This is a genomic window from Nostocoides sp. HKS02 (genome assembly GCF_009707485.1).
Taxonomy (GTDB): Bacteria; Actinomycetota; Actinomycetes; order Actinomycetales; family Dermatophilaceae; genus Pedococcus.
Map to the genome: position 1 here is coordinate 316,624 of NZ_CP046121.1, position 14,181 is coordinate 330,804.

The 14,181-nt window shown below is 70.7% G+C and carries 13 protein-coding genes and 1 pseudogene; 11 read left to right on the forward strand and 3 right to left on the reverse strand.

All coding sequences use genetic code 11. The features are described from left to right. The first annotated feature begins 81 nt into the window (after positions 1-81). Both glgP and GKE56_RS01425 read left to right on the forward strand, forming a co-directional pair. A complete protein-coding gene (gene glgP / locus GKE56_RS01420) occupies positions 82-2,661 on the forward strand; it encodes an alpha-glucan family phosphorylase (RefSeq protein WP_154683047.1) in 2,580 nt (859 codons plus the stop codon). 71 nt (positions 2,662-2,732) lie between these two features. After that, positions 2,733-3,200, forward strand: a complete 468-nt coding sequence (locus tag GKE56_RS01425) for a hypothetical protein (protein ID WP_154683048.1) — start codon at positions 2,733-2,735, stop codon at positions 3,198-3,200. Between the two features lie 13 nt (positions 3,201-3,213). Here the strand turns inward: GKE56_RS01425 and GKE56_RS18035 are convergent, their stop codons facing one another. Together GKE56_RS18035 and glgX are read right to left on the reverse strand one after the other, a co-directional pair. Further along, positions 3,214-3,579, reverse strand: a complete 366-nt coding sequence (locus GKE56_RS18035) for a hypothetical protein (RefSeq protein WP_370518434.1) — start codon at positions 3,577-3,579, stop codon at positions 3,214-3,216. A 145-nt stretch (positions 3,580-3,724) separates the two neighbouring features. Then, positions 3,725-5,323, reverse strand: coding sequence for a glycogen debranching protein GlgX (gene glgX / locus GKE56_RS01430; protein ID WP_370518435.1), 1,599 nt, complete (start codon positions 5,321-5,323; stop codon positions 3,725-3,727). Between the two features lie 80 nt (positions 5,324-5,403). Here glgX and GKE56_RS17085 point away from each other — a divergent pair, with 80 nt between their 5' ends. From GKE56_RS17085 to GKE56_RS01450, 5 genes are read left to right on the forward strand one after another with little or no spacing between them, the layout of a single operon-like run. Continuing rightward, positions 5,404-5,580, forward strand: coding sequence for a hypothetical protein (locus GKE56_RS17085; RefSeq protein WP_230209103.1), 177 nt, complete (start codon positions 5,404-5,406; stop codon positions 5,578-5,580). Between the two features lie 10 nt (positions 5,581-5,590). After that, the gene (locus tag GKE56_RS17090) at positions 5,591-5,893 is read left to right on the forward strand and encodes a hypothetical protein (RefSeq protein ID WP_230209104.1); all 303 of its coding nucleotides are present in this window, start codon (positions 5,591-5,593) and stop codon (positions 5,891-5,893) included. Then, a complete protein-coding gene (locus GKE56_RS01440; protein ID WP_154683049.1) occupies positions 5,890-6,669 on the forward strand; it encodes an enoyl-CoA hydratase/isomerase family protein in 780 nt (259 codons plus the stop codon). The genes GKE56_RS17090 and GKE56_RS01440 overlap by 4 nt, the downstream gene beginning before the upstream one ends. Then, positions 6,670-7,620 carry a class I SAM-dependent methyltransferase gene (locus GKE56_RS01445; RefSeq protein ID WP_154683050.1) on the forward strand — a complete coding sequence of 317 codons (951 nt, stop codon included), beginning with the start codon at positions 6,670-6,672 and terminating at the stop codon, positions 7,618-7,620. It begins immediately after the preceding gene. A 1-nt stretch (position 7,621) separates the two neighbouring features. Further along, positions 7,622-8,278, forward strand: a complete 657-nt coding sequence (locus GKE56_RS01450; RefSeq protein WP_230209105.1) for an acyltransferase — start codon at positions 7,622-7,624, stop codon at positions 8,276-8,278. 35 nt (positions 8,279-8,313) lie between these two features. Here the strand turns inward: GKE56_RS01450 and GKE56_RS01455 are convergent, their stop codons facing one another. Next, positions 8,314-9,606, reverse strand: coding sequence for a 1,4-alpha-glucan branching protein domain-containing protein (locus GKE56_RS01455; protein ID WP_154683051.1), 1,293 nt, complete (start codon positions 9,604-9,606; stop codon positions 8,314-8,316). A gap of 417 nt (positions 9,607-10,023) precedes the next feature. Between GKE56_RS01455 and GKE56_RS01460 the strand changes: the two genes are divergently transcribed. From GKE56_RS01460 to mnmA, 4 genes and pseudogenes are all read left to right on the forward strand, one after another. After that, positions 10,024-10,806, forward strand: coding sequence for an electron transfer flavoprotein subunit beta/FixA family protein (locus tag GKE56_RS01460; protein WP_154683052.1), 783 nt, complete (start codon positions 10,024-10,026; stop codon positions 10,804-10,806). Positions 10,807-10,852: 46 nt separating this feature from the next. Then, positions 10,853-11,812, forward strand: a complete 960-nt coding sequence (locus GKE56_RS01465) for an electron transfer flavoprotein subunit alpha/FixB family protein (RefSeq protein ID WP_154683053.1) — start codon at positions 10,853-10,855, stop codon at positions 11,810-11,812. Positions 11,813-11,906: 94 nt separating this feature from the next. Beyond that, the gene (locus GKE56_RS01470; protein ID WP_154683054.1) at positions 11,907-13,094 is read left to right on the forward strand and encodes a cysteine desulfurase family protein; all 1,188 of its coding nucleotides are present in this window, start codon (positions 11,907-11,909) and stop codon (positions 13,092-13,094) included. Next, positions 13,094-14,178: pseudogene (mnmA, locus tag GKE56_RS01475) on the forward strand (tRNA 2-thiouridine(34) synthase MnmA). The gene GKE56_RS01470 and the pseudogene mnmA overlap by 1 nt, the downstream one beginning before the upstream one ends. The last annotated feature ends 3 nt before the right edge of the window (positions 14,179-14,181 follow it).

The following is a 14,181-nucleotide window of genomic DNA, read 5'->3' on the forward strand; positions in this document are numbered from 1 at the left end:
AGGTCCGTTCTGTGCAACTTTGTGAAAGTTTTGCAAGAACATGACAAGAGCACTCATCCAGAGGCCCTAGGATGCTCCTTCGTGAAGGCCATCCGACGCTTCAGCGTCCGTACAGTTCTGCCCGAGCCCATTGCCGCGCTCGGCGACCTTGCCAGCAACCTTCGCTGGTCCTGGCATCCCCCCACGCGAGACCTCTTCGAGCGGATCGACCCCAAGCGCTGGGTCAAGGTTCGCAAGGATCCGGTCCGCCTCCTGTCCGCCCTCTCGCCGCAGGAGCTCGCCGACCTAGCCGCCAGCGACGAGTTCGTGGCCGCCGTCTCGGCTGCCAAGGCGGACCTCGACACCTATCTGACCGAACCCCGGTGGTTCCAGGCATGGGCCCAGGAGGTGCAGGGCGGAGCCCCCCGGGCGATCGCCTACTTCAGCCCCGAGTTCGGCATCACCGAGGTCCTGCCCCAGTACTCCGGCGGCCTCGGCATCCTTGCCGGCGACCACCTCAAGACCGCCTCCGACCTCGGTGTCCCGATCGTCGGAGTGGGCCTGTTCTACAAGACGGGCTACTTCAAGCAGAGCCTCAACCGCGACGGTTGGCAGCAGGAGACCTACCCCGTCCTCGACCCCGACGGACTGCCCCTGAGCCTCCTGCGCGAAGAGAGCGGCGAACCCTGCGTCATCACCCTCGACCTGCCGGGTGGCCGTGAGCTGCGCGCCCATGTCCTGCGCGCGCAGGTGGGCCGGGTTCCGTTGCTGCTGCTCGACTCCGATGTCCCCGGCAACGACGAGGCCGCTCGCAACATCACCAACCGGCTCTACGGTGGCGGCGGCGAGCAGCGACTCCAGCAGGAGATGCTGCTCGGCATCGGTGGCGTGCGTGCACTGCGGCTGTGGTCGCGGCTGACGGGCGCCCCGGACCCCGACGTCTACCACACCAACGAGGGCCACGCCGGTTTCCTCGGCGTCGAGCGCATCCGCGAGCTGACAGCCAAGGCCGGGCTCACCTTCGACGAAGCCCTCGAGGCGGTGCGTGCGGCGACGGTGTTCACCACGCACACCCCCGTCCCCGCCGGGATCGACCGCTTCGGCGCCGACCTGATCCAGCTGCACTTCGGTGGCGACAACGCCGTGTCCGGTGTCCCGGTCGACCGGCTCCTCGAGCTCGGCGCCGAGGACTACCCGGGTGGCCAGTCCGGCATGTTCAACATGGCCGTGATGGGACTGCGCCTCGGCCAGCGCGCCAACGCCGTCTCCCAGCTCCACGGGGTCGTCAGCCGCGAGATGTTCGACGGCCTGTGGCCGGGCTTCGACGACGACGAGGTGCCGATCACGAGCATCACCAACGGTGTCCACGCGCCGACGTGGGTCGACCGCCGGGTCTACGAGCTCGCCGCCAAGCACCTCGGCACCACCGACATCGAGCGCGACAACGCGTGGGACCGCATCTCCGATGTGCCCCGCGACGCCATCTGGGCCACCAAGCGCGAGATGCGCCTGCAGCTCGTCCAGGAGGCGCGTCGTCGCACCAAGTCGTCCTGGAAGAAGCGAGGCGCCAGCCCCGCGGAGCTCGGGTGGGTCAACGACATCCTCGATCCCGACGTGCTGACGATCGGGTTCGCCCGTCGGGTCCCGACCTACAAGCGGCTCACGCTCATGCTGCGCGATCCCGCTCGGCTCAAGCGCCTCCTGCTCGACCCCGAGCGCCCGATCCAGCTCGTCATCGCCGGCAAGTCCCACCCCGCCGACGAGACCGGCAAGCAGCTCATCCAGCAGATGGTGCGGTTCGCCGACGACCCGGAGATCCGCCACCGCATCGTGTTCCTCCCGAACTACGACATCGCGATGGCGCAGTACCTCTACCCGGGCTGCGACGTGTGGCTGAACAACCCGCTGCGGCCGTTCGAGGCCTGTGGCACGTCGGGCATGAAGGCCGCACTCAACGGCGGGCTCAACCTGTCGATCCTCGACGGGTGGTGGGACGAGTGGTTCGACGGTGAGAACGGCTGGGCCATTCCCACCGCCGATGGTGTCGAGGACCCCGAGCGTCGTGACGACATCGAGGCCGCCGCGCTCTACGACCTCATCGAGAACAGCGTCGCGCCCAGGTTCTACGACGTCGACGCCGACGGGCTGCCGCAGAACTGGCTGTCCATGACGGTCCACACGCTGCAGACGCTCGGGCCGAAGGTGCTCGCGAGCCGGATGGTGCGCGACTACACGATCCAGCTGTACGGGCCGGCCGCCCGTGCGGGCTGGGCCCTCAACGGCACGACCTTCAAGGGCGCCCGCGAGCTCGCGGCATACAAGGCGAAGGTGAAGGCGGCCTGGAACGCCGTGCACGTCGACCACGTCGAGTCCTCCGGCGTCTCGGACTCGCCGCAGATCGGCGACACGCTCCACGTCAACGCCTACGTCTCGCTCGGCGGCTTGTCGCCGGACGACGTGGACGTCCAGGTCGTGCACGGCCAGGCGCACGACTCCGACGACCTGTCGGACGTCGAGGTCGAGTCGCTGTCGTTCGTCGAGTCCTACGAAGGCGGCCGACACCACTTCGCCGGTGACTTCGCGCTCAGTCGCACCGGGTCCTTCGGCTACACCGTGCGCATCCTGCCCAAGCACGCCGGGCTGGCCAGCACGAGCGAGCTCGGCCTGGTCGTCAACGCCTGACCCGCTCAGCCCAAGTCACACCACACGGGTATGCCGCGTGCGAACGTTCGCACGCGGCATACCCGTTGGTCGTGCCCCCCGTGAGCTGGTCGTGCCCACGGTTCGTTCATGGTCTGCTCGACGAGCTGGCCCTGCGCGCGGACGCGGCTCGCGTGGCTGTGGTCCGGGAGGCGGCCGACCGTGGCGAGACCGGACCGGGCCGCACCGGGGTGCACGCGTGGGTGCTCCACTGGTCGACGTCGTTGCGCGCCGGCGGGTCCGCGCGCGTGGTGCGAGTCGCGGAGGCGGCCCTCGACGACCGGTTTGCCGGGCTGCTGGCCGCCGTGACCGATGCCCGGGTCCCGCTCCCGACCGCCACGGTGGTGGTCGAGGAGTTCGAGCGGCTGAGCCACCGGCTGGCGCCCGGTGCCGAGGGCCCGGTCATTGACGGGCTCGTGGAGGTCGCGTCGTTGGGACGGCCCAAGGATGTCCGAGCGTGGGGGACGTCGTCATGGGTGCACAGGGCGGTCGCGCCTTCGCTCCTTGCCGATGCGCGGTAGGGGCTCGGTGTGGTCAGGTGGTGTCGGCGGCGCGGTAGATGCGGATGGATGACGGCCCGACCATGACCTCGCCGGGTGGGACGGGGGAGCAGGGCTCCCGGGGCACCTCGTCCGTCGAGTCCCAGAGAAGCTGGTATGTCGTGATGCCCGGCACCGTGGGCAGCATCGCCGTGACCGGGTCGCTGTCGCCGTGCAGCAGGACCAGCAGCGACCCGTGACCGATCCACGCCCCGTTGAGGAGCATGAGCAGGGTCCGCGTCGAGGGGTCCTCCCACTGACCGTTGGCCATTGGTTCGCCGTCGGCCGCGAACCAGGCGAGGTCCTGCGAGCCGTCCTCGTGGACCTCGCGGCCGGTGAAGAACGTCCGCTGGCGCAGCACCGGGTACTCCGACCGCAGCCGCGTGAGGAACTGGGTCGTGGCCAGCAGGTCGTCCTGCCAGTCCTCGAGGTCCCAGTCGACCCAGGAGACCTCGGAGTCCTGGCAGTACGGGTTGTTGTTGCCGCCCTGGGTCCTTCCGAGCTCGTCACCGCTTGTTGATCATCGGGACGCCGGTGGCGAGCAGCGTGGTGGCGAGCAGGTTGCGCACCGAACGGCGACGCGCCGTCTCGACGGTCCCGTCGCCGCGCCCGTCCACCGGGCCTTCGACGCCGTGGTTCCACGAACGGTTGTTGTCGCTGCCGTCGCGGTTACCCTCGCCGTTGGGTCCGTTGTGCTTGGCGTTGTAGCGCGTCAGGTCGACCGCGGTGAAGCCGTCGTGCGCCGCCACGAAGTTCACCGAGGCGATCGGGCCCCGGTCCTGCGCGCCGAACAGGTCCTGCGAGCCGGCCATCCGCGTCGCGAGCTCACGGACGCCATGGCCCTGGTGCCCGTGGGCCTGCGCCTTGAGGTCGTCGAGCCAGAACGTGCGCACCGAGTCGCGGAACCGGTCGTTCCACTCGGAGAACGGCGGCGGGAACTGCCCCGTGCGCCATCCATGGAGGCCGACGTCCCACGGCTCGGCGATGAGCTTGACCCGGGAGAGCATCGGGTCGGTGCGCAGGGCGACGAGGAACGGGTGGTTGGGGTCGTAGTCGTCGTTCGGGCCGCGACCGAGGGCGACCGCGAGGTCGAACCGGAACCCGTCGACATGGCACTCGCCGACCCAGTACCGCAGCGAGTCGAGCACCATCCGGCAGGCCATCGCGTGCCGCAGGTCGAGGGTGTTGCCGCACCCGGTCACGTCGATGTCCTGGCCGCGCTCGTCGAGGCGGTAGTACGCCCGGTTGTCCAGACCACGCCACGAGAGCGTGGCTCCGGCGCGACCGGACTGCTCGGCGGTGTGGTTGTAGACGACGTCGAGGATGACCTCGATCCCCGCCTCGTGCAGGAGCCGCACCATGCCCTTGAACTCGTTCAGCGCCCCCTGCGGGTCGGGGGTCGAGGCGTATGCCGCGTGTGGCGCGAAGAAGCCGAGGGTGTTGTAGCCCCAGTAGTTGGTCAGCCCGCGGCGCACCACCTCCGGCTCCGAGGTGAATGCCTGCACCGGCAGGAGCTCGACCGCGGTGACGCCGATCCGCTTGAGGTGGGCGATGACGGCCGGGTGGCACAGGCCGGCATACGTGCCGCGCAGGTGCTCGGGCACGTCCGGGTGGCGCATCGTCAGCCCGCGCACGTGCGTCTCGTAGATGACCGACGCGGCCAGGGGGGTGTGGGGCGGAGCGTCGTCGCCCCAGTCGAAGGACTCGTCGATGACCACGCAACGGGGGGTGACGGCAGCGCTGTCGAGCGTGCTCCGGACCAGGTCGTCGCCCCGCAGCCGCTCGTCGACCCGGTGGGCGAACACCTCCGGGACCCACTCGGGGTCGCCCTCGAGGGCGCGCGCGTACGGGTCGAGGAGGACCTTGGCCGGGTTGTAGCGCAGGCCCTCCGCGGGACGCCACGGACCGTCTGCGCGCAGGCCGTAGCGCTGGCCAGGCCCCACCCCCGGCAGGAAGCCGAACCAGATGCCGTGGGTGCGCTCGGTGAGCGGAACCTGCCGCTCGGTTGACCCGTCGGCGTCGTCGGCATCGAACAGGCAGACCGTCACCGCCTCGGCGTGACCTGCATAGACGGCGAACTCCGCGCCCCCGTGGACGAGGGTCATTCCCAGTCTGGGAGGAAGGTCACGTGACAGTGCGGCAGGCGACATGGCCCTCAGCCTAGGCAGTCGTTACGGTTGGCCCCATGACCGACCCGACGTCACTTCCGAACTTCCCGCCCCCGCCGGACGAGCACCCGCTGCGTGGCCGGGTGCTCGACGCCCTGATCGACCAGGGGCTCGCGCCCGACATCGACGGCGACGGTGACGTGGCCTTCACGGCACAGGACCAGCAGCTTGTTCGTGCGCTGCTCCGAAGGTGACTTCCAGATCATGCGGTTGTTCGGTCAGTGGGCGATCGGCGACGCGGTTCCCGCTGACCCGCTCAAGCGCCTCGAGACCTGCAACGAGCTCACCCTGCAGCTCAACATCGTCAAGGCCGGACTGGCCAACGACACCCTTGTGGTCACTGCCGAGCACGTCGTCACCCCGCAGTCCGACGTCCCCACCCTCGTCGCCGTGTCGGTCCAGCTCGTACTCGCCGGCGTCCAGATGTGGCACGAGCGGATCATGGGTGGTGGCCCCGACACCGGTCCGGGCGCCGGTCAGCCAGCCCCCGGGGGCGGTCCCGCATGAGCGAGCTGGTCAGCCTCGAGGTCGACGGCGGCATCGCGACGATCCTGCTCAACCGACCCCCGATGAACGCTCTCAACGCCGAGATCCAGGCCGCCCTGGGGGCCGCCGCGGTCGAGGTCGGCGAGCGTCGCGACGTCTCCGCGGTCATCCTCTACGGCGGCGAGAAGGTCTTCGCCGCCGGTGCGGACATCAAGGAGATGCAGCGGATGTCCTACACCGACATGGTCGACCATGCCGGCACGCTCCAGGACTTCACCCGCGCCATCGCCCGCATTCCCAAGCCCACGGTGGCGGCGATCACCGGTTACGCGCTGGGTGGCGGGTGCGAGGTCGCGCTCGCGTGCGACTTCCGGGTGGCCGCGAGGAACGCCAAGCTGGGCCAGCCCGAGATCCTGCTGGGGATCATCCCCGGTGCCGGCGGCACGCAGCGGCTCGCCCGGCTCGTCGGGCCCGCGAAGGCGAAGGACCTCATCTTCTCCGGACGGTTCGTCGCCGCTGACGAGGCGCTCGCGATGGGCCTGGTCGACGAGGTGGTCGAGGCCGAGGACGTGTATGCCGCGGCGCGGCGACGGATGGAGGCGTACGTCGGCGGCCCTGCGTACGCGCTGCGTGCGGCCAAGGAGGTCATCGACCGCGGTCTCGGCGTCGACCTCGACACGGCGCTGGACATCGAGCGCGCCCAGTTCGCCGCGTTGTTCGCGACGAGGGACCGTGAGATCGGGATGACGTCGTTCGTGGAGAACGGCCCCGGCAAGGCCATCTTCGAAGGCGCCTGAGTGGACGCCACGCAGGCACCGGCGACCGCCGAGCAGGTGGCCGCGGCATACGCGGACAACAAGCTCGCGCAGGTGCTGTACCACGACTGGGAAGCACAGACGTACGACGACAAGTGGTCGATCTCCTTCGACGAGCGATGCGTCGACTACGCGCGCGGCCGGTTCGAGGCGATCACGGGCAGCCCAGACCCGCTGCCGTACGGCGTCGCCCTCGAGCTCGGCGCGGGCACAGGGTTCTTCTCGTTGAACCTCAAGCAGGCCGGTGTGCTCGACCAGGTGCACGTGACCGACCTGTCGCCCGGCATGGTCGAGGCGGCCCGGGCCAATGCTGCGCAGCTCGGGTTCGAGGTCGAGGGGCGCGTTGCTGATGCGGAGCGAATCCCCTACGACGACAACACCTTCGACATCGTCGTGGGGCATGCGGTGATCCACCACATCCCCGATGTCGAGGCGGCGTTTCGCGAGATGCTCCGGGTCCTCAAGCCCGGCGGACGGTTCGTGGTGGCTGGGGAGCCGACCCGCATCGGCGACTGGTACGCCCGGCGGCTCGGCCGGCTCACCTGGGCTGCCGCGACGACCATCACCCGGCTGCCGCCCCTGCGCTCGGGGTGGGCCAAGGACCAGGAGGCGCTGGACGAGTCGTCGCGGGCCGCGGCTCTCGAGGCCGTCGTCGACCTCCACACCTTCGATCCCGACGAGCTCGCTCGGATGGCCCTGCGGGCCGGCGCCGTCGGCGTCCACACCCGCACCGAGGAGCTCACCGCGGCCTTCCTCGGCTGGCCGGTGCGCACGTTCGAGGCAGCGGTGAAGCCCGGCGTCCTCGGATGGGGCTGGGCCCGGTTCGCGTACGGCTCGTGGCGGCGGCTGTCTGCCGTCGACCGGGTGCTGTCCCACGCGGTTCCCGAGCGGTTCTTCTACAACGTCGGGATCACCGGCGTGAAGCCTGGCTGAGGTGACGTCGGCGGCCAACGCGGACATGTCGCCCGCCGAGCACGGCGAGCGCGGCCCGTGGGGTGGACCCCGACCGGTCGCCTGGGTGCGCTGGATCGGCTGGGCGGTGCGCAACCGTGCCTTCACCCGGCACCACCTGCTGAGCTACCTGCGCATGGCGCGTGCCAGCGCGCGCTGTCCGTCGCTGCGGTTCGAGGGACCCTGCTTCATCGGGCCGGACGTCCGGTTCGAGGTGCGTGAGGGGTACGGCCGGCTCATCGTCGGCCCCTACACCCACTTCGGCGCCCACGCCCGGGTGCGTGCCCACGAGGGCACCCTGCGCATCGGCAGCAAGTCTGTGATCGGCATCCGCACGACCATCAACTGCTGGCTCGACATCTCGATCGGCAACGCCTGCCTGTTCGGGGACGACGTCTACATCTGCGACTTCGACCACGTGTCGACCTCATTGGACATCCCGATCAAGGACCAGGGCATCGTCAAGTCGCCCGTGCGGATCGGTGACGACGTGTGGCTCGGCACCAAGGTCGTCGTCACGCGCGGTGCCGACCTCGGCGACCACACCATCGTCGCGGCGGCGGCCGTCGCCCGCGGCGTCTACCCGGCCCGGTCGGTCGTCGCCGGAGTCCCCGGCCGGGTGATCCGGACCCGGGACTGACCTCGGGGCCCGCTGCTGGGTCGTCGGCGGGCTCGTCAGCCGAGCCGGGCGTCGAGCGCGGGAAAGGCGCCGTCGCGCGCGGCCAGCCGCGAGCTCTCCGCCAGGGCCTCGTCGCGTCTGCCGTCCTCGACGAGCTGGGCGAGGACGTGGAACTCGCGGCGGTGCAGCTCGGCCCGTCGTCGCGCGTAGTCTACGGACTGCCCGCGCGTGACGAGGAAGGCCCAGTCGCTCGACAGCGCGTGGAACAGCGTCGTCAGGAGCTGGTCGAGGTCGCGGCGCCGCGTCGTCATCCGGCCGGCATCCCGCTCCCTGGCCACCAGGTCGAGCCAGCGTCGTTGCAGCCACTCGTTCTCGTGGGCGATCTGCCGGACGGGCGCACCACCCCAGACGGAGAAGTCCTTGCCGGCGCCCCAGGAGCCGGCGCCGAGGTCGAGCTCGCCTGCCACATGTCCCTGCTCCAGCGCCTTCTCCACCGTGGTCACCTGCACGCCCGCCAGCCGCAGTGCGCGGATCGCCTTGCCCAGGAAGGCCGGTCCCTCGTGCCACCAGTGTCCGAACAGCTCGGTGTCGTATGCCGCGACGACGAGTCCCGGGGCGCCGGTGACCTCGTGGGCGTGGGCGAGCCGGGCCTGCACCGCCTCGACGAAGTGCGCGACGTCGCGGTCGAGCTGGGTGGCAGCCGCGGCAGGGTCGTACGGCGCCTTGTGCTCGATCCCCACGTCCGGCTCCGTGATCGACCACAGCCGGATGCCGGTGAGGTCCTCGCGCGCGTGGAAGTCGCGGTAGGCGCCGGCTGCGGGATATCCGCTGCGCGAGGACCACACGAGGTTGGTCACGTCGAGGTCGCGGGGGACCGCGAGGACCGACGTGCCGCTGATCTGCCACGCACCGTGCGGGTGGCCGCCGGCGTCGCGCACCGTCTGCTCGTCGACGACGAAGTGTCCGACACCGGCGGCCTCGAACTGTGCCGCGAGGCCGGGGGAGTAGCCGCACTCGGGTGACCAGATGCCGCGCGGGCGGGTACCGAGCCGCCAGGCGCTGTCGGCGAGGCCGAGCTCGAGGGCGACCGGCACGAAGTCCGGCTGCAGCAGCGGCAGGAACGGATGAGCGGCCGGACCGCCGAGCAGCTCGATGACCCCGCCGTCGCGCAACCCCCTCAGCACCGGCGACCCCCCGCCTCCCCAGCGTGAGCCGAGGAGCTGCTGCGCCCGGTGCGCGGCGGCATACTCGCTCTGCGCCGTCGCGCGCCGGTGCGGGTCGCTGTCGAAGCCCATCTCGCGGGCGCGTTGCTCCCACAGCCCGATCCACGTCGACGTCTCGCGGCGCATCCGTGGGTGGTCCAGCTGGGCGGCCAGGACGGGTGTGACGCCCAGCGTGAGGACGTCGCGATGTCCTTCTGCGGCTAGGGAGTCCAGCTCGGCAACCAGGGGGGATGTAGGACTCCGCCCACGCCTGGAACAGCCATTCCTCGCCGAGCGGCCACACACCGTGGCCCGGGAGCCACGGAAGGTGGGAGTGCAGGACCAGGCAGAACGCGCCCGGTACGGGAGAGGTCACGAGGACCCAGTCTGCCCTAGCGGCGTTGTGGTCCAGCGCTGTGGGCACCGTCACCCCTGACGGCCGGACCCGTGCGGGACGGGGTCGCAGGTGTTGAGCGTCACGCGGTGCTGGCGTGTCGGTTCCGCGCGGGGCCTGTAAGGATGTCACCTGACCCAATTCGACCTATGGAAGAGGACGATCAGCGCATGAACATCGTCGTCTGCGTGAAGTACGTGCCGGATGCACAGTCCGACCGCACGTTCAACGAGTCCGACAACACCACCGACCGGGTGGGCGTCGACGGCCTGCTCTCCGAGCTCGACGAGTACGCCGTCGAGGAGGCCCTGAAGATCGTCGAGGCCGGCGAGGGCGAGGTCACCGTGGTGACCGTCGGTCCCGACCAGGCTGCTGACGCCTTGAAGAAGGCCCTGCAGATGGGCGCCGACAAGGCCGTCCACGTCAAGGACGACGCGATCCACGGCTCCGACGCCGTCGCGACCTCCCTCGTGCTGGCCGAGGCCATCAGGAAGATCGGCAGTCCCGACCTCGTGATCACCGGCATGGCGTCCACCGACGGCACGATGAGCGTCGTCCCCGCGATGCTCGCTGAGCGCCTGGGCCTGCCGCAAGTGACGTTCGCCTCAGAGCTGAGCGTCGACGGTTCGACCGTGACGATTCGCCGCGACGGCGACTCCGCGTCCGAGACCATCGTGGCGAGCCTGCCCGCCCTCGTGTCGGTCACCGACCAGATCAACGAGCCGCGTTACCCCTCGTTCAAGGGAATCATGGCCGCGAAGAAGAAGCCGGTCGAGGAGTGGGCGCTCGCAGACCTCGGGGTCGACGCCTCGCAGGTCGGCCTCGACGCCGCCTGGACCAAGGTCGAGTCGTTCACCAAGCGTCCCCCGCGTGAGCAGGGCCAGATCGTCACCGACGAGGGCGACGGCGGCACCAAGCTCGCGGAGTTCCTGTCCGCGCAGAAGTTCATCTGAGCCGACCAGCCTGAGCTCCCCAACAACGAGTGTGAGAGGAACCCCCATGGCTGAAGTACTTGTTCTGGTCGACCACGCGAACGGCACCGTTCGCAAGACGACCTCTGAGCTGTTGACCATCGCCCGCCGCCTCGGCGAGCCCTCGGCGGTCTTCGTCGGCGACGGTTTCGACGCCGCCAAGGAGACCCTGGCGAAGTACGGCGCGGAGAAGGTCTACCGCGTCGAGTCGCCCGACGTCACCGACTACCTCGTCGCCCCCCAGGCCGAGGTGCTCGCGCAGCTCGTCGAGAAGACGTCCGCGGCCGCGGTGCTCATTCCGAGCAACGCCGCCGGCAAGGAGATCGCCGCGCGGCTGGCGATCAAGACCGAGTCCGGCCTCATCACGGACGCGGTGGACGTCCAGGCTGGCGCGGGCGGCGGCGTGTCGACCACGCAGTCGGTGTTCGCCGGCTCCTACAGCGTCACCTCGACGGTCACCAAGGGCACTCCCATCGTCACGGTGAAGCCCAACTCGGCCGCACCTGAGGAGGCCACCGGCGCAGCTGCCGACGAGGTCTTCGAGGGCACCATCTCCGACGCGGCCAAGGGCGCCAAGGTCACCGAGTCCAAGCCGAAGCAGGCCACCGGCCGTCCCGAGCTCACCGAGGCCGCCATCGTGGTCTCCGGTGGTCGCGGCACCGGTGGCGACTTCTCCAAGGTCGAGGACTTCGCCGACTCCCTCGGCGCTGCCGTGGGCGCGTCGCGCGCGGCGGTCGACGCAGGCTGGTACCCGCACACCAGCCAGGTCGGCCAGACCGGCAAGCAGGTCTCGCCGCAGCTGTACGTCGCCTGCGGCATCTCCGGAGCGATCCAGCACCGGGCCGGCATGCAGACCTCGAAGACCATCGTCGCGATCAACAAGGACGAGGAGGCCCCGATCTTCGAGCTCGTCGACTTCGGTGTCGTGGGCGACCTCTTCCAGGTGCTCCCGCAGGCCACCGAGGCGGTCAAGGCCGCCAAGGGCTGAGCCCCCCCGTATGCCGCGCACGCGGCAACGGCTCGCCCCGGACCACGCTGTGGCCCGGGGCGTTCGCCGTTCAGTTGACGCGTAAACTTTGCGGGTGCCCGCCTACCTCGACCACGCCGCCACCACGCCGATGCTGCCATCGGCGCTCGCGGCGTTGACCGAGCAGCTCGCGGTGACCGGGAACGCCTCGTCGCTGCACACCTCCGGCCGGATGGCCCGCCGGACGGTCGAGGAGGCTCGTGAGCGCCTCGCCAAGGCGCTCGGCGCCAGGCCGTCCGAGGTCGTGTTCACCTCCGGTGGCACCGAGTCCGACAACCTCGCCGTGGCGGGGACGTTCGCCGCGCGGCGCGAGGCGGACCCCGCCCGGATCCGGATCGTGTCCAGCTCGGTCGAGCACCACGCGGTCCTGGACTGCGTCGAGCACCTCGTCACCCACGAGGGCGCCAAGGTCACCTGGGTCGACCCCGACCGGCACGGCTACGTCAGCCCGGAGGCGGTGCGGGCGGCCATCGCGGCCGACCCCGGATCGGTTGCCCTGGTCACGGTGATGTGGGCCAACAACGAGGTGGGCACGATCCAGCCGGTTGCCGAGCTGGCCGCAGTGGCCCACGAGTTCGGCGTCCCGTTCCACACCGACGCCGTCCAGGCCGCCGGTCACATCCCCGTCGACTTCGCGGCGAGCGGTGCCGACCTGATGACGCTCACCGGTCACAAGGTCGGGGGCCCGCTCGGAGTCGGTGCGCTGCTGGTGCGTCGCGACGCGGTCGTCGTCCCACAGACCCACGGCGGGGGCCAGGAACGCCAGATCCGCAGCGGCACCCTCGACGTGCCGGCCATCCGCGCCTTCGCGGTGGCGATCGAGGAGTCCACCCGAACCGTCGAGACCGAGAGCGTCCGGTTGATGGCACTGCGCGACCGGCTGATCCGCTCTGCGCTCGACCTGGACTTCGACATCACGGTCGGCGGCGTGTGGGAGGCCGGCGACGGACAGCGCCGACTGCCCGGCAATGTCCACCTGCTCGTGCCCGACTGCGAGGGTGACTCGCTCCTCTACCTCCTGGACGCGGCCGGCGTCGAGTGCTCGACGGGGTCGGCGTGCCAGGCGGGTGTGCCCCAGCCCTCGCACGTGCTGCTGGCCATGGGGATCCCGGAGCGCGTCGCGAGGGGTGCGCTGCGGATGACCCTGGGCCACACCTCCACCGACGCCGATGTCGATGCCGCCCTCGCGGCCCTGCCCGGGGCGATCGAGCGGGCCCAGCGGGCCAGCGGGGTCGCGGGCTGATGCGCGTCGTCGCGGCGATGTCGGGGGGCGTCGACTCGGCGGTCGCCGCCGGTCGCATGCTCGACGCGGGCCACGAGGTGGTCGGCGTCCACCTCGCGCTGTCGCAGAGCGCGGCGACCCTGCGCGAGTCGGCCCGTGGCTGCTGCACCATCGAGGACGCGGGGGACGCGCGCCGGGTGGCCGACATGCTCGGCATACCGTTCTACGTCTGGGACATGGCGGCGCGGTTCAAGCGCGACGTCATGGAGGACTTCGTCGCGGAGTACTCGGCCGGACGCACGCCCAACCCGTGCCTGCGGTGCAACGAGAAGATCAAGTTCTCGGCGCTGCTCGACAAGGCGGTGGCTCTGGGCTTCGACGCCGTCGCGACCGGTCACTACGCCCAGGTCGTGGTGCGCCCCGACGGCACGCGCGAGCTGCACCGCGCCGTCGACCCGGCCAAGGACCAGTCGTACGTGCTCGGCGTGCTCGACGCCGAGCAGCTCGCGCGGGCCTTCTTCCCGTTGGGCGACACCACGAAGCCCGACATCCGGGCAGAGGCGCGCGAGCGGGGCTTCTACGTCGCCAACAAGCCGGACTCCCACGACATCTGCTTCATCGCCGACGGCGACACCAAGGGGTGGCTGACCGCGCGGCTCGGCGAGCAGCCGGGCGAGATCGTCGACGCCACCTCGGGCACGGTGGTCGGGTCGCACGCGGGCGCCTACGCCTACACCGTCGGCCAGCGGCGCGGGCTGGGACTCGACCGGTCGGCCCTCGACGCCGAGCCGCGCTACGTCGTCGACGTCGATGCGGCCGCGAACCGCGTCACGATCGGCACCGCCGACCTGCTGGGCGTCAACGCGCTGCGCGGCGACCACGCCCGGTGGTGTGGAGCCGCCCCTCACGGAGTCGTCTTGCTCGGAGCCCAGGTCCGCGCCCATGGTGACGAGGTCCCGGCGCAGGCCTGGGCGTCGGGCGACGACGTCGAGGTGCGTCTGTCCGAGCGCGTGCGGGGGTGGCCCCCGGGCAGTCGGTGGTGCTGTACGAGGGCACGCGGGTGGTGGGTTCGGCGACGATCGCGTCGGCCTGGCTCGAGCGCTGAACG